Here is a 23757-nt window from a genome sequence, read left to right as displayed (position 1 = left end):
CGGTGCCGTCGCTCTTCACGCGCACCTTCACGTTGTAATCGACGACCCGTTTGACAGGCACAAGAACCTTCATTGACTTGACTCCATTGGATTGCAAAAAGGGGGCTTCGAGGGCAAACCGGTCATTCTAGGGCGCGACCTTTGCCGCCTCTCCATTCTTCCCGCTGGCGCTGGCGCCATAAAAAAGAACGATCGTGCTTTTTCGTGATTATAAAGCAGCGTCGAAGCACTGAGCCTTTCGGCCGACAAAGATATTTGTGAGGCCGCCAGCGCAGAAGCATCCGCGCCGTCGTGCTGTGCGGCTTGCACGCAAATCGAGAACCGCGCCCGCTCGCGGTGCACGCGCGGCCCCGCCAAGGCGCCATCTACCGCCAATTCCGGGTTTTCGCCGATGTCTGGGCTGGCACGCAACCTGCAAGATGAATACTGTCGACAGCTGACAGTCGATCTTCGGAGATTCAATGGAAACAGCAGAACGAAGCATTCCGGACGTACGCGGCAGCGCCCGCCCGCCCATGACGGCCGCGGAGCGCCAGCTCCGACAGGACCTGGCAGCCGCCTACCGGCTCGTCGCCCTCTACGGGATGGACGACAGCATCTACACCCACATCTCCGCGCGCGTGCCCGGCACCACGGACCAATTCCTGATCAACCCCTTCGGCATGCTGTTTCGCGACATCACGGCGTCCTCGCTCGTGAAGATCGACCTGGACGGCAACATCGTCGAGCCCTCCGAATACGACGTGAATCCGGCCGGCTTCACGATCCACAGCGCGGTGCATGCCGCGCGCCATGACGCGGTCTGCGTGCTGCACACCCACACCGTCGCCGGTGTCGCGGTGTCTTCGCTGGCCGGCGGGCTGCAGCCGTGCAACCAGTGGGCGCTGCAGTTCCACAACCGCGTGACGTACCACGAGTTCGAGGGGATCGCGCTCAACCACGAGGAGCGCGAGCGCCTGGTCGCCGACCTGGGCCCGACTTCCCGCGCACTGATCCTGCGCAACCATGGCCTGATCACGCTGGGCCGCAGCGTGGCCGAGGCCTTCATCCTGATGCACAACCTGGAGCGCGCCTGCCGCGTGCAGGTCGCCATCCAGGGCACTGGCCAGGCCGTGCACCCGGTGCCCGAGGAGGTCTGCGAGCTGACCGCGCGCCAGTACGAAAGCGGCGACACCAACCGCCTCGCCTCCGCACCGCACGACCCCTACGCCCGCGAATGGCGCGCGCTCCTTCAGCGCCTGGCCCCGGCCAGCCCGGCCTCCTTCCGCGACTGAGATTCACCCGTTCTTCACTGCCCTACCCATTTCGAAAGGTCCGCTCCGATGAAACGCCGCAACCTGATCCAAGCCGGCTCCGCCGCCCTAGGCCTGTCCATCGCCGGGGTGCCCCTGCACAGCCTGGCGCAGGCCAGGAAGGGTGTCGTCAACGTGCTGGTGCAGCCCGAGCCGCCCGGCCTGATGATGGGCATCGTGCAGAACGGCCCCACTCAGCTGATCGCCGGCAACATCTACGAAGGCCTGCTGCGCTACAACGAGAAGCTCGAGCCCCAGCCGCAGCTCGCCACTTCGTGGACCGTGAGCGCGGACAGCAAGACCTACGTCTTCAAGCTAAAGCCCAACGTCAAGTGGCACGACGGCAAGCCCTTCACCGCCGACGACGTGGTGTTCTCGTGCGACGTGTTCCTGCGCAAGACGCACGCGCGCTTCCGTGCCAGCCTGGCGCAGGTGGAATCGATCAAGGCGCTCGACCCGCTCACCGTGGAGTTCAAGCTCAAGCAGCCCTTCGGCCCCTTCATGGGCATCTTCGAGAACGGCACCATGCCGATGGTGCCCAAGCACATCTACGAAGGCACCGACTTCGCGACCAACCCCGCCAACGCCACGCCGATCGGCACGGGCCCGCTCAAGTTCAAGGAATGGGTCAAGGGCTCCTACATCAATCTCGTGGCCAACGAGAACTACCACCAGCCCGGCGTCGTTAGCGTGGAGAGCGTGTATTTCCACGTCATCCCCGACGCGGCCGCGCGCGCCGCGGCTTTCGAGTCGGGCAAGGTCGACATCGCCCCGGGCGGCACGGTGGAGTACTTCGACGTGGGCCGCCTGGCCAAGCTGCCGGGCGCGGCCGTGACCACCAAGGGCTGGGAGTTCTTCGCGCCGCACAGCTGGCTGTGGATGAACAACCGCACGGCGCCCATGAACAACGTGAAGTTCCGCCAGGCCGTGTGGACCGCCATCGACCGCGAGGCCATGGCCAAGGTCGCCTGGTACGGCTACGCCAAGCCGGCCACCGGCCCGTTCAACAGCCACATCGCCTACGCCAGCGACGAAGTGACCAAGTACCCGCGCGACCTCGCCAAGGCCAAGAAGCTGCTGTCCGAATCGGGCTACAAGGGCGAGACGCTGCGCCTGCTGCCGCTGCCCTACGGCGAATCGTGGCAGCGCCAGGCCGAGATCGTGCGCCAGAACCTCACGCAGGCCGGCATCAAGATCGAGATGGTCGCCACCGACGTGGCCGGCTGGAACCAGCGCAACAGCGAGTGGGACTTCGACCTGGCCTTCACCTACGTCTACCAGTACGGCGACCCGGCGCTCGGCGTGGCACGCAACTACACCAGCGACAACATCGCCAAGGGCTCGCCCTTCAACAACGTGGCCGGCTACTCCAACCCCAAGGTCGACGAGCTGTTCGCCGCCGGTGCGCGCGAGAGCGACCCGGCCAAGCGCCGCGCGATCTACCTGGAAGTGCAGAAGCTGCTGGTCGACGAGGTGCCCGTGGCCTGGCTGCACGAGATCAACTTCCCGACGCTGTACCGCACCAAGATCCAGAACGTGGTGTCCTCCGGCATCGGCCTGAACGACAGCCTGGGCCGCGTCAAGCTGGCCTGACCTCCCTCCCCCGCATGCGGCGCCGGGCCATGCCGACCTGATGGGCCGGGCCACCGCATGCCCGAATCGAGCTTGCCATGAAACGACTGCAGTTCATGTCCGTGCGGCTGCTGCAGGGCCTGATGGCCCTGCTGGTGATCGCCACCGTCAACTTCCTGCTGGTTCGCGCGGCGCCGGGCGATCCGGTGTCCGTCATGGCCGGCGAGGCCGGCGCGTCCGACGCGCAGTTCGTGGCCCAACTGCGCCAGCAGTTCGGCCTCGACCAGCCGCTGCCCGTGCAGCTCGGCAACTACCTGGGCCACGTGCTCAAGCTCGACCTGGGCTTCTCCTACCGCCAGCAGCAGCCCGTGGTCGACCTGATCCTGCAGCGCCTGCCCGCCACGCTGCTGCTGACGGGCACGGCCTTCGGGCTCTCGCTGCTGTTCGGCATCGTGCTGGGCGCGCTGGCCAGCCGCAACGCGGGCAAGTGGCAGGACAGCCTCATCACAGTGGTCGCGCTGGTGTTCTACGCAACGCCTCTCTACTGGCTGGCGATGATGGCGGTGCTGCTCTTCACGGTGCAGCTCGACCTGCTGCCCGCCTTCGGCTTCTTCACCGTGGGCGCGGACCTCACGGGCATCGACAAGGCGCTGGACATCGCCAAGCACCTGATCCTGCCCTCGCTCACGCTGGCGCTGTTCTACATGGCGGTCTATGCGCGCATGACGCGCGCCTCCATGCTGGAAGTCGCGCAGATGGACTTCGTGAAGACAGCGCGCGCCAAGGGCGTGGCGCCCGGACGCATCCAGCGCAAGCACATCCTGCGCAACGCGCTGCTGCCGGTGGTCACGCTCGCGGGCATCCAGGCCGGCGGAATGATCGGCGGCGCCGTGCTCACCGAGACGGTGTTCGCCTGGCCCGGCATCGGCCGGCTCATGTTCGACGCGCTGCTGCAGCGCGACTACAACCTGCTGCTCGGCTGCTTCCTGTTCACCGCGGCCATGGCCGTGCTGTTCAACCTGATCACCGACTTCGTCTACACGCTCGTCGATCCCCGCATCGAGCTGAGCTGAGCCAAGGAGCCCTTCATGAAAAGCAAATTCTGGCGGCGCTTCAGCCGCAACAAGGGCGCGGTCTTCGGCCTGATCGTGCTGATGCTGGTGGCGCTGGTCACGGCCCTCGGGCCCTTCGTCGCACAGAACAACCCCTGGGACATGGTCGGCACGCCCTTCGCGGCGCCCATGGCGGAACAGGGCCTGCTGCTGGGCACCGACACCATGGGCCGCGACATCCTGTCGGGCATCGTCACCGGCGCGCGCGTCTCGCTGCTGATCGGCGTGGTGTCCACGGTGGTCTCGCTGCTGATCGGCGTGAGCATCGGCGCCGTCTCGGGCTACTTCGGCGGCTGGATCGACGCCACGCTGATGCGCTTCACCGAGCTGTTCCAGGCCATCCCGAGCTTCGCGCTGGCCATCGTGCTGGTGGCCATCTTCCAGCCCTCGGTGCAGTCGATCGTCACGGCCATCGCGATCGTGTCGTGGCCGCCTGTGGCGCGGCTGGTGCGCAGCGAGTTCCTGACGCTGCGCCAGCGCGACTTCGTGGCAGCGGCCCAGCTGGCGGGCCAGTCGACGCCGCGCATCATCCTCACGCAGATCCTGCCCAACGCCGCCTCGCCCATCGTGGTGATGGCCTCGCTGATGGTGGCCACGGCCATCCTGCTGGAGTCCAGCCTGAGCTTCCTGGGCCTGGGCGACCCCAACCAGATGAGCTGGGGCTACATGGTCGGCTCGGCGCGCACGGTGCTGCGCCAGGCCTGGTGGATGGCGGTGTTCCCGGGCGTGGCCATCCTGCTCACGGTGCTCGCGCTGAACCTGGTCGGCGAAGGCCTGAACGACGGCCTCAACGCGCGCGCCGACGGGAGGGGCAAATGAAAACGGAAAAGCTCGTACTTCCCGTGCTCGACGTCCAGGGCCTGGACATCCGCCTGCCCCAGGGGGCCGACCGCGAACTGGCGGTGCGCGGCGCTTCGCTGCAGCTGCTGCCCGGCCAGACGCTGTGCGTGGTCGGCGAATCGGGCTCCGGCAAGTCGATGATCGCCAACGCCATCATGGGCCTGCTGCCGCGGCCGCACGTGGAGCCCGTGGCCGGCCGCATCCTCTTCGACGGCCAGGACCTGCTGCAGCTCGACGAGGCACAGCTTCGCACGCTGCGCGGCCGGCGCATCGGCATGGTGTTCCAGGAGCCGATGACGGCACTGAACCCTGTGATGCGCATCGGCGAGCAGATCGCCGAGGTGTTCGACGCCCATGTGAAGCTCTCGGCCGCGCAGAAGCGCCAGCGCATCCTCGCGGCGCTGGCCGACGTCGGCCTGCCCGAGCCCGAGGTGCTGATCGACAGCTATCCGTTCCGCCTGTCCGGCGGGCAGCGCCAGCGCGTGATGATCGCCTGTGCGCTGGTGCTGGAGCCGGCGCTGCTGATCTGCGACGAGCCCACCACCGCACTCGACGTGACCACGCAGGCGCAGATCCTGAAGCTCATCCGCGAGCTGCAGCAGCGCAAGGGCACGGCTGTGCTGTTCATCACGCACGACTTCGGCGTGGTCTCCGAGATCGCCGACGAGGTGGTCGTGATGCAGACGGGTGAGGTGGTCGAGGCCGGACCGGCCTCTGCCGTGCTGGCACGGCCGCAGCACGCCTACACGCGCAAGCTCATCGCGGCCATTCCGAACGGCCAAGTGCGCGCGCCGGCCGACCAGCGCCCCGTCGAGCATGTGCTGCAGGTGCAGGAGCTGCGCAAGACCTACGTGACCGGCGGCGGCCTGTTCAGCAAGGGCCGCCGGGTGGAAGCGGCCAAGGGCCTGTCGTTCGAGCTGCGCCGCGGCGAGACGCTGGGGCTGGTCGGAGAGTCCGGCTCGGGCAAGTCGACCGTGGGGCGCTGCATCGTGGGCCTCGCGCCCTTCGACAGCGGCCGCGTGCTGTTCAAGGGCCGCACCCTGCAATCGGGCGCGCAGTTCCGGGCGCAGTCGCAAGGAAAGATCCAGATGGTGTTCCAGGACCCGTATGCCTCGCTGAATCCGCGCCACCGCATCGGCCCGGCCATTGCGGCCGGCCCCATCGCCCAGGGGGTGCCCAAGGCCCAGGCCATGGCCCGCGCAATGGAGCTGCTCGAGCTGGTGGGCCTCAAGCCCGACGCGGCGGAGCGCTTTCCGCACGAGTTCTCCGGCGGCCAGCGCCAGCGCATCGGCATCGCGCGAGCCCTGGCCATGGAGCCGCAGCTGCTGGTGGCGGACGAGCCTGTCTCCGCGCTCGACGTATCGGTGCAGGCCCAGGTGCTGAAGCTCTTCGCCGAGGTGCGCGAGCGCTTCCAGCTGGCCATGGTGTTCATCACGCACGACCTGCGGGTGGCCGGCGAGATGTGCGACCACATCGCCGTGATGCAGCGCGGCGAGATCGTCGAGTACGGCGAGACCGCCAGGGTGCTGGCGAACCCGCAGCATGCGTACACGCGCACGCTGATCGAGGCGCAGCCGAGGCTCTCGGCGGCGGCAGCGGAACAGGCGGTGGCCGCATGACGCTCGACATCGCACTGGTTTCCGACCAGATCGCCATGGGCTACCTGCAGCCCGCCTTCCGCGAACGCTTTCCGCAGGCGCGGCTGCACCGCATCGACACCGAGGTGCAGGAGCTGGACGCGCTCGGCGAGATCGAAGCCGTGGTCTGCTGGTCGCCGCCGCCGGGGCTGCTCGCGCGCATGCCGCGCCTGCGGCTGGTGCAGTCGGTGGGAGCGGGTACCGACCACATCACGCGCGACCCGGCGCTTCCCGACGTGCCGGTGCGCCGCATCGTCGACCCCGACATGGCCGACGGCATGAATGCCTACGTGGCTTGGGCCGTGGTACACGGCCAGCGCCACATGGGCTCCTATCTCGAGAGCCAGCGCCGCGCGGCCTGGGAAGAAGCGCCCATCGAGCCGCCCCGGCACCACCGCGTGGGCATTGCCGGCCTGGGCGTGCTGGGCCAGTCGGTCGCGCGGGCGCTGCTCGCCATCGGCTACCGCGTGCGCGGCTGGAGCCGCAGCCCAAAGAGCGATCTGCCCGAGGGCATCGAGGCCTTCCACGGCGATGCGGCGCGCGCCGAATTCCTGGCCGGCTGCGACACCCTGGTCTGCCTGCTGCCGCTGACCGACGACACGCGCGGCATCCTCGATGCGTCGCTGTTCGCTCAACTGCCGCGCGGCGCGCGCCTGGTCAACGCCGGGCGCGGCGCCCACCTCGTGCAGGAAGACCTGCTCGCGGCGCTGGAGAGCGGCCAGATCGCATCCGCCGTGCTGGACGCCTTCGTGGAGGAGCCGCTGCCGGCGGCCCACCCCTTCTGGAGCCATCCGCGCATCATCGTCACGCCCCACATCGCGACCCGCACCCGGCCCGAGGCCATCGCGCGGCAGACCCACGACAACCTGGCGAGCCTGTAGCCGCCTTCTTTCAGCGCCCGACATTCAAAGAGGAACCCCATGGCAGAACCCCTCGGCACCGGCGACAAGGACGTCGCCACCCACCTGCATTCGTACACCAATCTGGCCGCGCTGCCGCAGACGCCGCCGCTGGTCATCGTCGAGGGCGACGGCATCCACGTCGTCGACGAACAGGGCAAGCGCTACCTGGAGACCATGTCGGGCCTGTGGTGCGCCTCGCTGGGCTTCTCCAACAAGCGCCTGGCCGCGGCCGGCGCGAAGGCACTGGACACCCTGCCCTACTACCACACCTTCAACCAGCGCACGAACGTGGCGGTGGCCGACCTGGCCGAGCGGCTGCTGGCCCTGGCGCCATCACCCATGGCGCGCGTGTTCTTCGCCAACTCGGGCTCCGAGGCCAACGACAGCGCGGTGAAGATGGTCTGGTACTACCACAACGCCATCGGCCAGCCGCAGCGCAAGAAGATCATCGCGCGGCGCAATGCCTATCACGGCGTGACCGTGGCCGCCGCCAGCATGGGCGGGCTCGACGGCAACCACCGCGACTTCGACCTGCCCATCGCCACCGCGCCCGCGCGCTTCCTGCACGTGGACTGCCCGCATCACTACCGCTATGCCGAACCCGGCGAGACGGAGCAGGACTTCTCCAGCCGCCTCGCGCAGCAGCTGGAGCAGACCATCCTGGCCGAAGGGCCCGAGACCGTGGCCGCCTTCATCGCCGAGCCGGTGATGGGCGCGGGCGGCGTGCTGGTGCCGCCGGCCGGCTACTTCGAGAAGGTGCAGGCCGTGCTGCGCAAGTACGGCGTGCTCATGATCGCCGACGAGGTGATCTGCGGCTTCGGCCGCACGGGCAACATGTTCGGCTCCACGACCTTCGGCATCCAGCCCGACATCCTGAGCTGCGCCAAGGCGCTGTCCTCGGGCTACGTGCCGATCTCGGCGGTCATGGTCAACGAGAAGGTGCACAGCGCCATCGCCGCCAACAGCGGCAAGCTCGGCAGCTTCGGCCACGGCTACACCTATTCGGGCCACCCGGTCGCCTGCGCCGTGGCGCTGGAGACGCTGAAGGTCTACGAGGACGAGCGCATCCTCGACCACGTGCGCGAACTCGCCCCCGCCTTCCAGGCCGGGCTGCGCGCCTTCGCCGAACGGCCCTGGGTGGGCAACGTGCGCGGCGTGGGCCTGATCGGCGCCATCGAGCTCATGGCCGACAAGGCCGCGCGCACGCCCTTCGCCGCCGACCGCAAGGCCGGCTACCGCTTCGCGGCGCTGGCGCTGGAAGAAGGCCTGATCGTGCGCGCCATGGGCGACAGCATCGGCCTGTGCCCGCCGCTGATCATCACGCGGGCCGAGCTGGATGACCTGTTCGCGCGCCTGACGCGCGCGATGGACCGCTTCGAGAAGGAGCACTGACATGCAGGCCTTCTTCTCCGACGACCAGCTGCTGCACGATCCGCAGCAGTACATGCGCGTGGGCCGCATCTGCAAGCCCGCCGACCTGCCCACGCGCGCCGAGGCCTTGATGGGAACGCTGGCCGCACGCGGCATCGCGGTCAGTGCGCCACCGGACGCCGGCCGCGCCGCGCTGGAGCAGGTGCACAGCACGGACTATCTCGACTACCTGGAAACCGCGTTCGAGCGCTGGCGCAAGGTCGAAAGCTTCGGGCTGGAGCCGGGCATCGAGGTGCTGCCCAACATGTCGCCGCACGGACCGCGCGTGGGCCCCTGCCCTTCGCCCTCGGTCCTGGCGCAGACGGGCTGGTACGTCGGCGACCTGTCATGCCCCATCGGCCCGAACACCTGGCGCTCCGTCCTGCGCTCGGCCCACGCCGCTCTGGCGGCGGCCGAGGCGGTGCTCGATGGCGGAAGCATCGCCTATGCCCTGTGCCGCCCTTCGGGCCACCATGCGCAGCGTGCGCGCGCGGCAGGCTTCTGCTACGTGAACAACAGCGCCATCGCGGCCGCCACGCTGCGACGGCGCCATGCGCGGGTGGCGGTGCTCGACATCGACGCCCACCACGGCGACGGCACGCAGCAGATCTTCTACGAGCGAGGCGACGTGCTCACCGTCTCCACGCATGCCGACCCGTCCGGCTATTACCCCTGGTACACGGGCTACGCGCACGAGCGCGGCACCGGCGAGGGTGAAGGCTGCAACCTGAACCTGCCGCTGGCGCACGGTAGCGGCAACGCCGAATTCGCGCAGGCGCTGGACCAGGCCACCGCCGCCATCGAGCGCTTCCAGCCGCAGGCGCTGGTGCTGCCGCTGGGCTTCGACACCTACAAGGACGATCCGATCAGCGTGCTCAAGTTCGACATGGAGGCCTTCCGCCTCGCCGGCGAGCGCGTGCGCGCGCTGGGCCTGCCCACGGTGGTGGTGCAGGAAGGCGGCTACATGGTCGAGGCCATCGGTGCCGCGCTCGATGCCTTCCTGGAAGGTCTTCGCGCATGACCGTCTGCACGACGGCCTGCCGCGGTGCCGATACCGGTGCGAGCTCCGGTGCAGTGACGGAAGCGACGCAGTCGCAGCCCGCATGAGCACCGCACGCGCCGCCGTCTCCCTTGCAAGCGACGACCGTGGCGAGAACAGCGCGGGCGCGGGCATCGCGCTCTTCCTCTGCGCGCTGGTGCTGTTCGCGGCGTACGACGCCTTCGCCAAGCAGATGGTCGCCACGCATGCGCCGGCGGTCGTCAACCTGGGCCGCTACAGCGCGATCGGCGTCATCGCGCTGGTGCTGCTGCTGCGCCACGGCGACCTGCGCCTGTGGCGCCAGCCGCACCAGAAGCTGCTGGCCGCGCGCAGCGTGGCGCTGGCCATCGTGGCCACCTGCTTCATGACCGCGCTCGTCACCATGCCGCTGGCGGAGGCCACCGCGATCTACTTCACCGCTCCGCTGATCATGGTCGCGCTGTCGCCCTGGCTGCTCGGGGAGCGCGTGGGCCGCGCGCAGTGGACGGCAGTGCTGCTGGGCTTCGCGGGCATGCTGTGCATCGTGCGCCCGGGCGGCAGCCTGCCGCTGGCGGGCACGCTGCTGATGGCGGTGTCCGCCGTCTGCTATGCGCTCTTCCAGGTGCTCACGCGGCGGCTCTCGGGGCTGGTGCCGGCACCCGTGCAGTTCGCGCACATGGCGCTGGCCTGCCTGGTCATCACGAACCTGCCCGTGCTGTTCATGCCGCACGTGACGATGCCGCCCTGGCCCGAGATGGCGCTGCTGGTCGCTGGCGGCGCCGTCAGCGGCAGCGCCCAGCTGTTGCTGCTGGCCGCGTTCCGCCGCGTCGGCGCGGCCACGCTGGCGCCCCTGAACTACGTGCAGCTGCTGCTGGCGGTGCTGATCAGCACGCTGTGGTTCCAGCGCCCGCCCGATGCGCCGGCTCTGGCCGGCATGGCGCTGATCGCCGTGGCTGGCGTCTACCTGGCCCGCTCGGGCGGCGGCCGGCGCGAGGCGAGCGGCATGAAGGGGCCGGCATGATACGTACAAGAGACCGAGACAAGGAATTCCGATGACCACCAGCCGGCCCGAAGCCGCCACCCCTCCCGCCTTCTCGTCGATCCAGGTGCCCGACCTGGTCGGCGTGGTGGAGGCGCAATTGCAGCAAGCCATCCTGTCGGGCCGCATCGCGCCCGGCGAACGCATCGTCGAGGCCGAGCTGGCCCGGCAGATGGGCGTGAGCCGCGCGCCGGTGCGCGAGGCCGCGCGCCGCCTCGAGAGCCTGGGGCTGCTGATCTCGCGCCCGCGGCACGGCTTCGCGGTTCGCACGGTTTCGCCCAAGCAGGTCAACGACCTGTACGAAGTGCGCATCCAGCTCGAGCTGCTGGGCGCATCGCTGGCCTGCACGCACGCCACCGACGCAGAGCTGGCGCAGCTCGACGCGCGCGTGGACGACATGGTGGAGCGCGCCGAGATCCTGTCGTCGCCCGAGCGGGTGGCGCTCGACCTGGACTTCCACTTCGCCATCAGTGCGCTGTCGGGCAACCACTACCTGCACCGGCTGTTCGACAACATGCAGACCGAGGTGCGCATGTTCCTCGCGCTCAGCGAGGACAGCTACGGCGACCTGAAGGCGCTGGCCGAGACGCACAGGCCCATCGCCAAGGCCATGGCGGCGCGCGACGTCGACGCCGCACAGCACGCGCTGCGCTACCACCTCGAAACCGCCAAGGCTCACGTGCGCGGCCTCTTCACCAAGCCCTGAGATGAAACCACTCCGTTTGAACTTCCTCACTGCGTGTGGAAGTTCCATCCCCCTCAAGGGGCGCACCCGGCGGCCGGGCAAAGCCCGTTGCGCGGGTGCACTGACGTGGCCTGCTCAGCGGCCCTTCGATCAGCAGGATGGCGCCGGTTTCATGCCCTGCAGGTGGCGCGTCGGCGCCATGGACAACTGAGATGACTACGCTGCCGCGCGTCGCCATGGTCAGCGGAGGCAACCGCGGCATCGGCCTGGCCATCGTGCGCGAACTGCTCGCACACGGCTGGCGCGTGAGCGTGGGCACGCGCAGCGCCACCGGTGCCTTCGACGGCCAAGACCCGGCGCAGGTGCGCACCTATCGCTTCGACGCCGAGGACGCGCGCAGCGAGACCGACTGGGTGGCCGCGACCGTGCGCGACTTCGGCGGCATCGACGCGCTGGTGCACAACGCCGGCATCCTCAGCACGCGCTCGGTGGTCGATGCGGACGACGCGGAAGTCGACCGGCTCCTGGAAGTCAACGTCAAGTCGCCGCTGCGGCTCACGCGCAAGGCCTGGGCGCACCTGCTCGCCGCGGACGAGGGCAAGGTGCTGGTGATGGCCTCGCTCGCGGCCAAGCGCGTGCGCACGGCCGATGCCTCGCTCTACGCGCTGAGCAAGGCGGCGGTGCTTTCGCTGGCCCACGGCATCCGGCACTGCGGCGCCGAGTCGCGCGTGCGCTGCACCGCCCTGTGCCCCGGCTTCGTCGCCACCGACATGGCGGCCGCCCTGCCGCCCGAGCAGCAGCGGCAGGCCACGCGCCCCGAGGACGTGGCCCGCATCGCTCGGACGGTGCTCGAGCTGCCGGCCTCGGCCAGCGTCGCCGAGATTCCCATCAGCTGGACCGTCGAACCCCAATATTGAAAGCCCGACATGAAAGTCATCTACAGCGACCAGCACACCGGCCACGATCCGCAGCAGTTCATCGTGCGCGGGCGCATGAAGCGCAGCAACGAGCAGCCCGAGCGGGGCACGCTGCTGCTGAACGCCGCGCGTGCGCAGGGCCACGACATCGTCGCGCCCGAGGACCACGGCCCGGGCCCGCGCGCCGCCATCCACACGCCGCAGTACCTGCGCTTCCTGGAAACCGCCTGGGAGCGCTGGCAGCAGCTCGAGGGAGCCTCGGAGGAAGTCATTCCCAACGTGCACCCGTTCCCGGGCCAGCCCTTCACCTACCCCGACAGCCTGGTCGGCCAGGCCGGCTACCACATGGGCGACATGGCCTGCTCCATCGGCCGCCACACCTGGCATGCCGCGACGTGGTCGGCCCACGTGGCCACGCATGCCGCGCAGCTCGTGCTGGACGGCGAACGTGCGGCCTACGCGCTGTGCCGTCCGCCCGGCCACCATGCCTACGCCGACCGCGCCAACGGCTTCACCTACCTCAACAACGCGGCCATCGCGGCCCAGCACCTGCGCAGCAGGCACGACCGCGTGGCCATCCTCGACATCGACGTGCACCACGGCAACGGCACGCAGGGCATCTTCTGGCGCCGCAAGGACGTGCTGACGGTCTCGCTGCACGGCGACCCGCACTTCTGCACGCCCTTCTTCACGGGCCATGCGCACGAGACCGGCGAAGGCGAAGGCCTGGGCTACAACCTCAACCTGCCGCTGGCGCGCGGCACGCAGGACGACGGCTTCCTCGCGGCGCTGGCGACCGCCCACGCGACCATCCGCGCCTTCGCGCCCGGCGCGCTGGTCGTGGCCCTGGGCCTGGACGCGCACGAGAACGACCCCTACCAGGCACTGGCCGTGAGCACTGCGGGCTTCGGCCGCATCCTCGGCGAGATCGCGCGCCTGGGGCTGCCCACGGTGCTGGTGCAGGAAGGCGGCTACCTGTCGGAGGACCTGGGCCGCAACCTGGCCAGCGCGCTCGGCGGTTTCGAGAAGGCGGCGTGATGACGCAGGAGCTCGACGACGCCATCAAGGCGGCCCTGCCCGAGGCGGCGGTGCTGACCTCGCCGCCCGCCCCCGTCACGACGGACTGGGCGGGCGAGCTGCTGCAGCGCCTGTACGGCAAGCGGGGCCGGCTCAAGCCGCTCACCGGCGAGCGCGATGCCAACTTCCTGCTGGAGCCGGAAGACGGCGGCGCGCGCTGCATGCTCAAGCTCTCGCATCCCGACGAAGACCCGCTGGTCGCCGACTTCCAGACGCAGGCCCTGCTTCACCTGGCGCGCACGGACCCCGGCCTGCCGGTGCAGCGCCTGCTGCCGGACCGCCACGGCGCGGCCTCGGTGCAGATCGAGGACGCGGAAGGCCGCACGCGCGTGGCGCGCCTCTTCAGCTACCTCGAGGGCATGCCCATGCCGCAGGCGCCGCGCTCGGCGACGCAGCGCACCTGTGTCGCGCACATGCTCGCCCGGCTGGACCTCGCACTCGCCGGCTTCGAGCATCCCGCCGGCGCCCGCGAACTGCCCTGGGACATCCAGCGCGCCGACCGCGTGCGGGCGCTGCTGGTGCACGTGACCGACCCCGCCCGCCGCGCGCTGGCGGAGGCCGCGCTCGACGGCTTCGTGCAACGCACCAAACCAAGGCTGGCCGGGCTGCGCCGCCAGGCCATCCACAACGACTTCAACCTCTACAACCTGCTGGTCGATACGGACGAGCCGGCGCGCGTGGCGGGCATCCTCGACTTCGGCGACATGGTGCATGCGCCGCTCGTGGACGACCTGGCCGTCGCGGCCTCGTACCACATCGACGAACAGGGCGACGCGCTCGCGACGATCGCGCGCTTCGCGGCCGACTACCACGCCGTCTCGCCGCTGACCGATGGCGAGACCCACGCGCTGCTCGACCTCGTGCGTGCACGGCTGGCGATGGTGGTCGCCATCAGCGGCTGGCGCGCGGCGCGTCAGCCCGACAACGCCGCTTACCTCATGCGCAACAACGCCGTCTCCTGGGCACGGCTGCAGGCCTGCGCCACGTTGACGCCCGAACAGGTGCAGGACGCCATCCGCGCCGCCTGCCGCGCCGCCCAATCCACGGAACCGATCCATGACTGAGAAACCCACCGCCGAACTGCTCGAACGCCGCACCCGCCTGCTCGGGCCGGCCTACCGGCTCTTCTATGACGAGCCCTTCCACCCCGTGCGCGGCGAAGGCGTGTGGCTCTACGACACCGCGGGCATGCCCTGGCTGGACGCCTACAACAACGTGGTACCGCTGGGCCACGCACGGCCCGAAGTGGTCGAGGCCATCGCACGCCAGGCATCGGTGCTCAACACGCACACGCGCTACCTGCACGAAGGCATCCTCGACTACGCCGAGCGGCTGCTGGCCACCATGCCGCCCGAGCTCGGCCACGCCACCTTCACCTGCACAGGCAGCGAGGCCAACGACCTCGCCATGCGCATCGCAACGGCGCACACGGGCGGCACCGGCCTCATCGTCACCCGCTTCGCCTACCACGGCGTGACCTCGGCCCTCGCTTGCGCCTCGCCGTCGCTGGGGCAGTACGTGCGCATTGGCGAGCATGTGCGGCTGGTGGATGCGCCCGAGGGAGGCGATGCCGAGACGGGCAGGCGCTTCGCAGACGGCGTGCGCGCGGCCATCGCCGACCTGAAGGCGCACGGCATCGCGCCCGCGGCGCTGCTCGTGGACACGGTGTTCTCCAGCGACGGCGTGTTCACCGCGCCGGCCGGGTTCCTGCGCGAGGCGGTGGAGGCGATCCATGCGGCGGGCGGCGTGTTCATCGCCGATGAGGTGCAGCCCGGCTTCGGCCGCACCGGCGAGGCCTTCTGGGGCTTCCTGCGCCACGGCGTGGTGCCCGACATGGTGACCATGGGCAAGCCCATGGGCAACGGCCACCCCGTCGCGGGCCTGGCGGTGCGCCCCGAGGTCATGAAGGCCTTCGGGCAGGCCAGCCGCTACTTCAACACCTTCGGCGGCAACCCGGTCTCCATGGCAGCAGCCTCGGCGGTTCTCGACGTGATCCAGATGAACGGCCTGCAGGACAACGCCCTGCAGGTCGGCACCTACCTGCGCGAGCGCCTGGCCGCGCTCGGCCAGCGCCATGCACTGGTCGGCGAGGCGCGCGGCGCCGGGCTCTTCATAGGCCTTGAACTCGTGGCCGACCGCGCCACGCGCGCGCCGGCCACCGCGCAGGCGGCCAAGGTGGTCAACGGCCTGCGGCAGCGGCAGGTGCTGCTGAGCGCGACGGGGCCGCAGGGCAATGTGCTCAAGATCAGGCCGCCGCTGGTATTCGAACGCAAGCATGCCGACCTGCTGGTCGAGCGGCTGGACGAGGTGCTGGGCACTCTTCAATAGCTGCGATGCCGTTGATCGCGCGTCGGCGCGCGCCGGTCGGAACCGCGCTCTCGTTTGCCGACCGCTGCCGACGCTCGATGAGCAGGCCGGCTTCGAGCCCGCCCATACTTCGTGCAGGATGACCGGTCGCTAGCGTCCAGCCGAGCCTGGATGCCGTGCCTCGGTCCTGCGGCGCTCCAGCAGCCTCAGCTTCCGCATGCTCGGTGCATCGACCGGCGTGTAGACGACAAGCCGCATGTCTGGCGACTCCTCGACCATGAAGGAGCTTTGCTCCAATTCCATCCGGCCGACGCCGCGCACCTCGAAGCGCTTGGTCCGGTCGGTGCGCATGCTGACGTCATGGTCGGGCCACCACTGCCTGAACTCCGGACTGGCGATCTGCAGGCGCTCGATCAATGTCAGGAAGGCCGGGTCGTCGCGATGCCGCCCGAATTCGACACGAAAGCGCGCGAGCATCGCGCGTGCATCGGTCTCCCACTGCGGTATCGCCGCGCGATGCGCCGGGCTCGCGAACACCAGCCACAGCATGTTCCTGTCTTCGGGCGCGATGGTCGAGAGATCGCCGAACACGGCCGATAGCGCGTCGTTCCAGGCAATCACGTGCATCGAGGCGGTGGCAAGGTAGGCGGGACCGGTGACCGCATCGAGCATGCGGCGCAGGTGCGGCGTGACCGCCAGCGAGGGACCCGGGACGATCGGCGGCGGACGGTTGTGTGCCAGCGTGAAAAGGTGCGCGCGCTCTGTTGCATCGAGCTTCAGCGCCTGGGCGATGCGGTCGAGGAAATGCGCCGACACCTCGATCTCGCGCGCCTGCTCCAGCCACGTGTACCAGGCGAGGCCGACGCCCGCGAGATGGCAGACCTCCTCGCGTCGCAGGCCCGGCGTGCGCCGCCGCGCCGTCGTGGGGAGACCGACTTCCTCGGGCTTCAGCCGCTCGCGGCGGCTGCGCAGGAACGCTGCCACTTCGGCACGCGCCTGGGGACTGGACGGATGGCTCATTGCGCGAGGCTGGTGGTTCCAATACCTGGATAACTTCCTGTCTTGTCTAGGGATATTAGGCGCTCTACGCTGGGTTTTTCAACCGACGAAGGAACACCCGATGACCTCCACAGCCCGCACCAGGGAACGCTTTATGGACTTTCGCAGCCGGCTCTACGACCGGCACGACCTCACGGCCGTCGACGAACACATGCATCCGGAGTTCTCGAGCCACAGCCCCAATGTCCGTCCTCTGCTGGAGGCGGCCCGATCGGGCGGTGGACCGCACGTCGATGTACGGCCCGCATACAAGGAATTCGTGAAAACCTTCTACGTCGGCTTGCCCGACCTCAGGCCGGTGCGCCAGGAGGTCATGGTCGAAGACGAAGGCCTCATGGCGATGACTCGGTGGGAGGCAACGCACACCGGTGTCTTCTTCGGCGTGCCGCCCACCGGCAAGGCGCTGCATTTCTCGACGGCGGATCGCTATCGCCTGCAAGACGGGCTATTGGTCGAGCACTGGGATGTGGTGGATACGCAGGAGGCGTGGCTCGCGCTGGGCATTGTCGTGCGCCCTGGGCCCTCGGCGTCCAGCGCGCGATAGCCGATATCCGACAGCGCGAAGCCCGGAGAACCTATTTTTCCGCGCCCTCGCCTACAGGGGTCGCCCCGGCGGGCAGCGACTCCACCCGCACCACCCGCTGCGGATAAGGAATGTCGATCCCCGCCCCGCGCAGCCCGTCGAGGATCGCGATGTTGATCGCCGAGCGCAGGTTGTCCTTGCCCTTGTCGGGGTCGGCCACCCAGAAGTTGAGCGTGAACTCCAGCCCGTCGGGCGCGAAGTTCATGAGGAAGGCGACCGGGGCCGGGTCGGTCATCACGCGCGGCTGGGCCTTGGCGGCCTCGCAGAGGATGGACTGCACCTGCGCCACGTCGCTGTCGTAGCCGACCACGATGGTGGTCGTGATGTTGAACTTGCGATCCGCCAGCGACAGGTTTTCGACCCGGCTGGTGATGAGCGATTCGTTCGGCACGATGGCCTCGCGCCCGTTGCCCGCGCGGATGAGCGTGTAGCGGGTCTTGATGTCGGTGATGCGGCCCTCGAAGGTGTCGACCTTGACGTTGTCGCCGATGCGGATCGAGCGCTCCAGCAGGATCACGAAGCCGCTCACATAGTTGGCCGCCAGCTTCTGCAGGCCGAAGCCCAGGCCCACGCCGAGCGCACCGCCCAGCACCGAGAGCGCCGTCAGGTCCACCCCCACCGCCGAGAGCGCGAACAGCAGCCCCACCAGCAGCAGGAAGGCGCGCACCGCGTTCGAGGCCACCTTGCGCATCGACAGATCGGAGACCGCTTCGCGCAGGATGCGCTTCTCGATGGTGCTGGAAATCCACAGAGAGATCATCAGCACCACGCCCGCCGACAGCACGCCCTGGAAGATGGTCTGCAGGCTCACGCGCGTCTTGCCGAAGGCGAGCGTGATGTCGTCGAGCTCGGCCAGCACCGGCGGCAGCAGCCCGACGATCCAGAGCACCGCCGCGATCCAGGCGAGCCACGAGATCGTGCGCTCGACCAGCCTGACGAGGTTGGAGGCCGGGAACACCGCCCGCAGCACCCGCGCGAAGAGGCGGATGACCGCCAGCGAAAGGAACACCGGCACCGCGATGCGCAGCACCAGCACGGTCTGGAAGTCGAGCGCCAAGCGACGGGCCAGGTCGGTGAACACCAGCGCCAGCAGCGGGAACAGCAGGCCGTCGAAGGTGCTCTCGCCGAACCAGATCGAGTCTTTGGGCTGGTCGCGGCCGAACCACTTGCAGATGGCCCAGGCCAGCGCCACGCAGGCCACCAGCGCGATCAGCTCGATGCCCAGGCCGCGCGCGTCGACCTGGTTGAGTCGTTGGAGGAAATCGTTGAAGTTCATCTGTCGGAAAAGGACATCGGCGGCGGCCGCCGTGTCCGCTGCGTCACATCACAGGGAGGCCAGCACGCGGATGTGGGCTTCCACGCTGCGCGCCAGTGCGTCGAGGTTGTAGCCACCTTCGAGCATCGAGACGATACGGCCCTTGGCATGGCGCTTCGCAACATCGTGGATGCGTCCGGTGATCCAGGCGAAGTCGTTCTCGTTGAGGCCGAGCTGGCCCAGGTCGTCCTCGCGGTGCGCGTCGAAGCCAGCGCTCACGAAGATCATCTGCGGCCTGAACTCCTCCAGCCGTGGCATCCAGGTGGCCTCGATCATCTCGCGCACGTCCATGCCCCGGGTGTACGCCGGTATCGGCAGGTTGAGCATGTTCGGTGCCGGATGGCTGGTGCCGCTGTACGGGTAGAACGGATGCTGGAAGAAGCCCACCATCAGCACGCGCGGGTCGTTGGAAAGGATGTCCTCGGTGCCGTTGCCGTGGTGCACGTCGAAATCGACGATGGCCACGCGCTCGATGCCGTGCACCTCGACGGCGTGCCGCGCGGCGATGGCCACGTTGTTGAAGAAGCAGAAGCCCATCGCCTGCTCCCGGCAGGCATGGTGGCCGGGCGGGCGCACCGAGCAGAAGGCGTTTTCCAGGTCGCCGGCGATCACGGCGTCGGTGGCGGCGATCGCGGCACCGGCGGCGCGGCGCGCGGCCAGCAGGGTGTAGCGGGTGAGCGTGGTGTCGGGGTCGATCTGCGCATGGTCCGGACCGCCGGCGGGTTCGTCGGCCACCAGGCGCTGGTGCAGTGACTCCAGGTGCTCGACGTGCTCGGTGCTGTGCGCCCGCGTGAGCTGCTCCAGCGTGGCCAGCGGCACATCGCGGTGCTCCAGCGCGTCGCCCACGCCGGTGAGCAGCAGGCGGTCCTCGATGGCATCCAGTCGGCCGGGGCACTCGGGATGCCCTCCGCCCATGTCGTGCTTCCAGAAGTCCCGGTGTGTGAAGTAGCCTGTCTTGCCCATGTGTCTCTATCGCCACGTCTAGACCTCACGCGGCATGGGGCCGGCAGGTCTTACGGTATCGTTTGCATATGGATACAAATATGGACGTTGCCGCAAAGCTAGCCACTTTGTTAACCCAGCTTAACACGGTGATCGTGGGCAAAGAGGCCCAGGTTCGCGACTGCGTGGCCTGCCTGCTGGCCGGCGGCCACCTGCTGATCGAGGACGTGCCGGGCGTGGGCAAGACCACGCTCGCCCACGCGCTCTCGCACACCTTCGGGCTGCAGTTCTCGCGGGTGCAGTTCACCGCCGACCTGATGCCGGGCGACCTCTCCGGCGTGGCGATCTACGACCGGGGCCAGCAGGCCTTTACCTTCCATCCCGGGCCGATCTTCGCGCAGGTGCTGCTGGCCGACGAGATCAACCGCGCCAGCCCCAAGACCCAGAGCGCGCTGCTGGAGGCGATGGAAGAGAAGCAGGTCACCATCGAGGGAGAGACCCGCCCCCTGCCCTCGCCCTTCTTCGTCATCGCCACCCAGAACCCGCAGGACCAGCTCGGCACCTTCGCCCTGCCCGAGTCGCAGCTCGACCGCTTCCTGATGCGGATCTCGCTCGGCTACCCCGACCGAGCCGCCGAACGCCAGCTGCTCGCCGGCATCGACCGCCGCGAGATGCTGGCCACCCTGCCCGCGATGCTGACCGCCGGCGAGCTGACCGCGCTGCAGCAGCGCGTGCAGCAGGTGCATGCAGCCGATCCGCTGCTCAACTACGTGCAGGACCTGATTGCGGCCACCCGCTCGGGCCGCTGGTTCCTGCAGGGCCTGTCGCCGCGTGCCGGCATCGCGGTGCTGCGCGCCGCCAAGGCGCAGGCGCTGCTGGCCAACCGCAGTTACGTCGCGCCCGACGACGTGCAGGCCGTGCTGCCGCAGACCATCGCGCACCGCCTCACACCGGTGGGCGATGCGGGCCGGGGCGCCGTCGAACAGGTGCGCGCAATGATCGCCGCGGTGCCGCTGCCGTGAACCCTCTGGGCGTCCTACGCTCGCGCATCGACGGCTGGTTCCTTTCGCGCCGCGCGCCGTCCGACACGCTGGAACTCACCCAGCGCAACGTCTACATCCTGCCCACGCGGGCCGGCTGGACGCTGGGCGCGACGCTGCTGGTGCTGCTGATCGCCTCGATCAACTACCAGCTCAACCTGGGCTACCTGCTCACCTTCCTGCTCGCCGGCAGCGTGGCCGTGGGCATGCACGTGTGCCACGGCACCTTGCGCGGGCTGGCGATGCACATGGTGCAGCCCGATCCGCACTACGCGGGCGCGGCCGCCGCCTTCCGGGTGGTGCTGCACAACACCCGGCGCCGCGTGCGCTACGGCATCGGCATGGCGGTGCGCGGCAGCGGCCAATGGGCCTGGACCGACGTGCCTGCCGAAGGCACCTCCACCGTGGAGATCGCCTTCCAGCCCGAGCGGCGCGGGCTGCACCCGGTGCCGCCGCTCACGGCCGAGACGCGCTTTCCGCTCGGCACCTTCCGCGTCTGGACGGTCTGGCGGCCGGCTGCGCAGATGCTGGTCTATCCGACGCCCGAAGCCCATCCGCCGCCGCTGCCGCCGGGTGAGCCGCTTTCCGGGCCGGCTGCGCTGAGCGCCTCGATGCGCGCCCACAACGCCGGCGAATACGACGGCGTGCGCGCCTACCGCCGCGGCGACCCGCTCAAGCTCGTGGTCTGGAAGAAGGCCGCGCGCGCGCAGGCGACCGGCTCCGAAGACCTGGTCAGCCGCGACACCCAGCAGACCCAGCGCGAGGAGCTCTGGCTCGACGCGCAGGCCACAGGCCTGCCCGACACGGAGAGCCGCCTGTCTCGCCTCTGCGCCTGGGTGCTGATGGCCGACAGGCTGGGCGTCGACTACGGCCTGCGGGTGGCCGGACGGGTCGTGAAGCCCTCCCAGGGCGAGGCCCACCGCCGGGCCTGCCTCGAGGCCCTGGCGCTGTGCTGAACCGGAGCGCCGCATGAACCGAGTGATGCGCGAGCTCGCCGCCCTGCCCCGCGACGCGCGGGACACGCTTTTCCTTCTCTGCGTGATCGGCCTGATCCTGCTGCCGCAGATCGAGAACCTGCCGTGGTGGTGCTCGGCCATCACCGCGATGGTGCTGCTGTGGCGCGCCTCGCTCGCCGTGCAGGCGCGGCCGCTTCCCAGCAGGTGGTGGCGACTCGGCCTGCTCGCGCTGATCCTGGCCGCCACCTACGCCACCCACCGCACGCTGCTGGGCCGCGACGCGGGCGTCACGCTGATCGTGAGCCTGCTCGCGCTCAAGACGCTGGAGCTGCGCGCGCGGCGCGACGCCTTCGTCGTCTTCTTCCTGGGCTTCTTCACGATGCTCACGAACTTCTTCTATTCGCAGTCGCTGCTGACGGCCTTCACCATGCTGCTGGCGCTGCTGGGCCTGCTGACGGCGCTGGTGAACGCGCACATGCCGGTGGGCCGGCCGCCGCTGATGCAGGCCGCGCGCACCGCCGGGTGGATGGCGCTGGCAGGCGCGCCGATCATGCTCGCGCTGTTCCTGCTGTTCCCCCGCTTCGCGCCGCTGTGGGGCACGCCCAGCGACGCGATGATGGGCCGCAGCGGCCTGTCGAACACCATGCGCGTGGGAACCATCGCCGAACTGGCGCTCGACGACCGCATCGCCGCGCGCATCAAGTTCGAGGAAGGCCGCACGCCGGCGCAGAGCCAGATGTACTTCCGCGGACCGGTGCTGGCGCAGTTCGACGGCCGCGAGTGGACCGCGCTGCCCTCCTGGGCGCGCGGCTCGCAGTGGGCTTCCAACCTGCGCGTGAGCGGCTCGCCCGTGCGCTACGAAGTGACGCTCGAAGCCAGCAACCGCCCCTGGCTGCTGACGCTCGACGTCGCCCAGCGACCGCCCGAGGTGCCAGGCTTCGAGGTCAGCGGCACGCCCGACCTGCAGTGGTTCGCCAGCCGCCCCATCAACGACCTCGTGCGCTACAGCGCCGAGAGCTACACGCAGTTCCAGAGCGGCCCGCTCAAGCGCACCGGCGGCCAGTTGCAGGCCTACCTCGCGCTGCCGCCCGGCACCAACCCGCGCACGGCCGCCCTTGCCGCCGAGATGCGCGCAGAACCCGCGCTGGCCCAGGCCGACACGCAGGCCTTCGTGCAGGCCGCGCTGCGCCGCCTTCGCACCGGCGGCTACAGCTACACGCTGGAGCCGGGCGTCTACGGCAACGACACCGCCGACGAATTCTGGTTCGACCGCAAGGAAGGCTTCTGCGAGCACATCGCCTCGGCCTTCGTGGTGCTGATGCGCAACCTGGGCATCCCGTCGCGCATCGTCACCGGCTACCAGGGCGGAGAGCTCAACAACGTCGACAACTACTGGGTCGTGCGCCAGAGCGACGCCCACGCCTGGGCCGAGGTCTGGCAGGAAGGCACCGGCTGGATGCGCGTGGACCCGACCGGCTCCGTCGCGCCGGGGCGCATCGGCCAGTTCCGGCGCCTCACGCCGCAGCCCGGCATGATCGCGGGCGCGATCGGCTCGATGAGCCCCACGCTCGCGCAGAACCTGCGCGCCGTCTGGGAGGCCGTGAACAACGGCTGGAACCAGTGGGTGCTCAACTACACCCAGAGCCGCCAGCTCAACTTGCTGAAGAACCTCGGCTTCGACGCGCCGAGCATCGAGGACCTGGGCTACGTGCTGCTGTACCTGCTGGTCGCCGCGAGCCTGGCCGGCGCCGGCTGGACGCTGTGGGAGCGAAGCCGGCACGATCCGTGGCTGCGCCTGCTGGGCCAGGCCCGCGCGCGCCTGGCGAAGGCCGGGCTGAAGCTGCCCGACACCGCACCGCCCCGGCAGATGGCGCAGGCCGCCGACGCGCGCTTCGGCCCCGCCGCGCAATCGGTGCGCGACTGGCTGCTCAAGCTCGAGGCGCAGCGCTATGCGCCGGCCGCGCCGCAGTCGCAATCTGCCTCGCTTTCGGCCCTGCGCGCCGAGTTCCGCCGCCTTGTCTGGCCGAGCGCCGGTCCCGCAAGGGGCTGAAACC

Annotated in this window: 21 protein-coding genes; 18 read left to right on the top strand and 3 right to left on the bottom strand. The window is 69.5% G+C overall.

Features of this window, described 5'->3' with window-relative positions:
• Positions 1 to 461: 461 nt before the first annotated feature.
• The 14 genes from ACTJLF_RS26200 (at position 462) to ACTJLF_RS26135 (ending at position 15829) form a co-directional block, all read left to right on the top strand.
• The gene (locus ACTJLF_RS26200) at positions 462 to 1274 is read left to right on the top strand and encodes a class II aldolase/adducin family protein (RefSeq protein WP_051127615.1); all 813 of its coding nucleotides are present in this window, start codon (positions 462 to 464) and stop codon (positions 1272 to 1274) included.
• A gap of 48 nt (positions 1275 to 1322) precedes the next feature.
• Entirely contained in the window at positions 1323 to 2885 is a 1563-nt protein-coding gene (locus ACTJLF_RS26195; protein WP_019656078.1) for an ABC transporter substrate-binding protein, read from the top strand.
• A gap of 77 nt (positions 2886 to 2962) precedes the next feature.
• Positions 2963 to 3937 carry an ABC transporter permease gene (locus tag ACTJLF_RS26190; protein ID WP_019656077.1) on the top strand — a complete coding sequence of 325 codons (975 nt, stop codon included), beginning with the start codon at positions 2963 to 2965 and terminating at the stop codon, positions 3935 to 3937.
• 15 nt (positions 3938 to 3952) lie between these two features.
• Positions 3953 to 4795 (top strand): ABC transporter permease, encoded by an 843-nt coding sequence (locus tag ACTJLF_RS26185; RefSeq protein ID WP_019656076.1) that lies wholly within the window; start codon positions 3953 to 3955, stop codon positions 4793 to 4795.
• Positions 4792 to 6435, top strand: coding sequence for an ABC transporter ATP-binding protein (locus ACTJLF_RS26180; RefSeq protein ID WP_440884194.1), 1644 nt, complete (start codon positions 4792 to 4794; stop codon positions 6433 to 6435). Before ACTJLF_RS26185 ends, ACTJLF_RS26180 begins: the two co-directional genes overlap by 4 nt.
• Positions 6432 to 7334: a 2-hydroxyacid dehydrogenase gene (locus tag ACTJLF_RS26175; protein ID WP_132751503.1), complete on the top strand. Its 903-nt coding sequence runs from the start codon at positions 6432 to 6434 to the stop codon at positions 7332 to 7334. The genes ACTJLF_RS26180 and ACTJLF_RS26175 overlap by 4 nt, the downstream gene beginning before the upstream one ends.
• Before the next feature lie 39 nt (positions 7335 to 7373).
• The gene (locus ACTJLF_RS26170; protein WP_440884193.1) at positions 7374 to 8747 is read left to right on the top strand and encodes an aminotransferase; all 1374 of its coding nucleotides are present in this window, start codon (positions 7374 to 7376) and stop codon (positions 8745 to 8747) included.
• A gap of 1 nt (position 8748) precedes the next feature.
• Positions 8749 to 9786: a histone deacetylase family protein gene (locus tag ACTJLF_RS26165; RefSeq protein ID WP_132751505.1), complete on the top strand. Its 1038-nt coding sequence runs from the start codon at positions 8749 to 8751 to the stop codon at positions 9784 to 9786.
• An 82-nt stretch (positions 9787 to 9868) separates the two neighbouring features.
• Complete coding sequence (locus ACTJLF_RS26160; protein ID WP_440884192.1) at positions 9869 to 10804, top strand: DMT family transporter; 936 nt, start codon at positions 9869 to 9871, stop codon at positions 10802 to 10804.
• A 31-nt stretch (positions 10805 to 10835) separates the two neighbouring features.
• Positions 10836 to 11528, top strand: a complete 693-nt coding sequence (locus ACTJLF_RS26155) for a GntR family transcriptional regulator (protein WP_019656070.1) — start codon at positions 10836 to 10838, stop codon at positions 11526 to 11528.
• A 191-nt stretch (positions 11529 to 11719) separates the two neighbouring features.
• Complete coding sequence (locus ACTJLF_RS26150) at positions 11720 to 12424, top strand: SDR family NAD(P)-dependent oxidoreductase (protein ID WP_440884191.1); 705 nt, start codon at positions 11720 to 11722, stop codon at positions 12422 to 12424.
• 9 nt (positions 12425 to 12433) lie between these two features.
• Positions 12434 to 13462 (top strand): histone deacetylase family protein, encoded by a 1029-nt coding sequence (locus ACTJLF_RS26145; RefSeq protein WP_440884190.1) that lies wholly within the window; start codon positions 12434 to 12436, stop codon positions 13460 to 13462.
• The gene (locus ACTJLF_RS26140) at positions 13462 to 14565 is read left to right on the top strand and encodes a phosphotransferase (protein WP_440884189.1); all 1104 of its coding nucleotides are present in this window, start codon (positions 13462 to 13464) and stop codon (positions 14563 to 14565) included. The genes ACTJLF_RS26145 and ACTJLF_RS26140 overlap by 1 nt, the downstream gene beginning before the upstream one ends.
• Complete coding sequence (locus ACTJLF_RS26135; RefSeq protein WP_440884188.1) at positions 14558 to 15829, top strand: aspartate aminotransferase family protein; 1272 nt, start codon at positions 14558 to 14560, stop codon at positions 15827 to 15829. The genes ACTJLF_RS26140 and ACTJLF_RS26135 overlap by 8 nt, the downstream gene beginning before the upstream one ends.
• Before the next feature lie 129 nt (positions 15830 to 15958).
• Here the strand turns inward: ACTJLF_RS26135 and ACTJLF_RS26130 are convergent, their stop codons facing one another.
• Positions 15959 to 16828 carry a helix-turn-helix transcriptional regulator gene (locus ACTJLF_RS26130; protein WP_126184856.1) on the bottom strand — a complete coding sequence of 290 codons (870 nt, stop codon included), beginning with the start codon at positions 16826 to 16828 and terminating at the stop codon, positions 15959 to 15961.
• 100 nt (positions 16829 to 16928) lie between these two features.
• Between ACTJLF_RS26130 and ACTJLF_RS26125 the strand changes: the two genes are divergently transcribed.
• Positions 16929 to 17411, top strand: a complete 483-nt coding sequence (locus ACTJLF_RS26125) for an ester cyclase (RefSeq protein WP_440884187.1) — start codon at positions 16929 to 16931, stop codon at positions 17409 to 17411.
• Positions 17412 to 17442: 31 nt separating this feature from the next.
• On the opposite strand, the gene ACTJLF_RS26120 is transcribed toward ACTJLF_RS26125, so the two are convergent.
• Positions 17443 to 18726, bottom strand: a complete 1284-nt coding sequence (locus tag ACTJLF_RS26120) for a mechanosensitive ion channel family protein (RefSeq protein WP_440884186.1) — start codon at positions 18724 to 18726, stop codon at positions 17443 to 17445.
• 48 nt (positions 18727 to 18774) lie between these two features.
• The gene (locus tag ACTJLF_RS26115) at positions 18775 to 19728 is read right to left on the bottom strand and encodes a histone deacetylase family protein (RefSeq protein WP_019656062.1); all 954 of its coding nucleotides are present in this window, start codon (positions 19726 to 19728) and stop codon (positions 18775 to 18777) included.
• A gap of 80 nt (positions 19729 to 19808) precedes the next feature.
• On the opposite strand from ACTJLF_RS26115, the gene ACTJLF_RS26110 reads away from it, so the two are divergent.
• The 3 genes from ACTJLF_RS26110 to ACTJLF_RS26100 are packed head-to-tail and all read left to right on the top strand — an operon-like array spanning position 19809 to position 23753.
• The gene (locus tag ACTJLF_RS26110) at positions 19809 to 20729 is read left to right on the top strand and encodes an AAA family ATPase (protein WP_440884185.1); all 921 of its coding nucleotides are present in this window, start codon (positions 19809 to 19811) and stop codon (positions 20727 to 20729) included.
• Positions 20726 to 21703 carry a DUF58 domain-containing protein gene (locus tag ACTJLF_RS26105; RefSeq protein ID WP_184607501.1) on the top strand — a complete coding sequence of 326 codons (978 nt, stop codon included), beginning with the start codon at positions 20726 to 20728 and terminating at the stop codon, positions 21701 to 21703. Before ACTJLF_RS26110 ends, ACTJLF_RS26105 begins: the two co-directional genes overlap by 4 nt.
• A 13-nt stretch (positions 21704 to 21716) precedes the next feature.
• Complete coding sequence (locus ACTJLF_RS26100) at positions 21717 to 23753, top strand: transglutaminase family protein (protein ID WP_132751513.1); 2037 nt, start codon at positions 21717 to 21719, stop codon at positions 23751 to 23753.
• The last annotated feature ends 4 nt before the right edge of the window (positions 23754 to 23757 follow it).

This window comes from Variovorax sp. 22077, from assembly GCF_052044195.1.
Lineage (GTDB): Bacteria > Pseudomonadota > Gammaproteobacteria > Burkholderiales > Burkholderiaceae_C > Variovorax > Variovorax atrisoli.
Note: the sequence above shows the minus strand (reverse complement) of the source record. Positions and strands in the feature narration are given on the sequence as shown.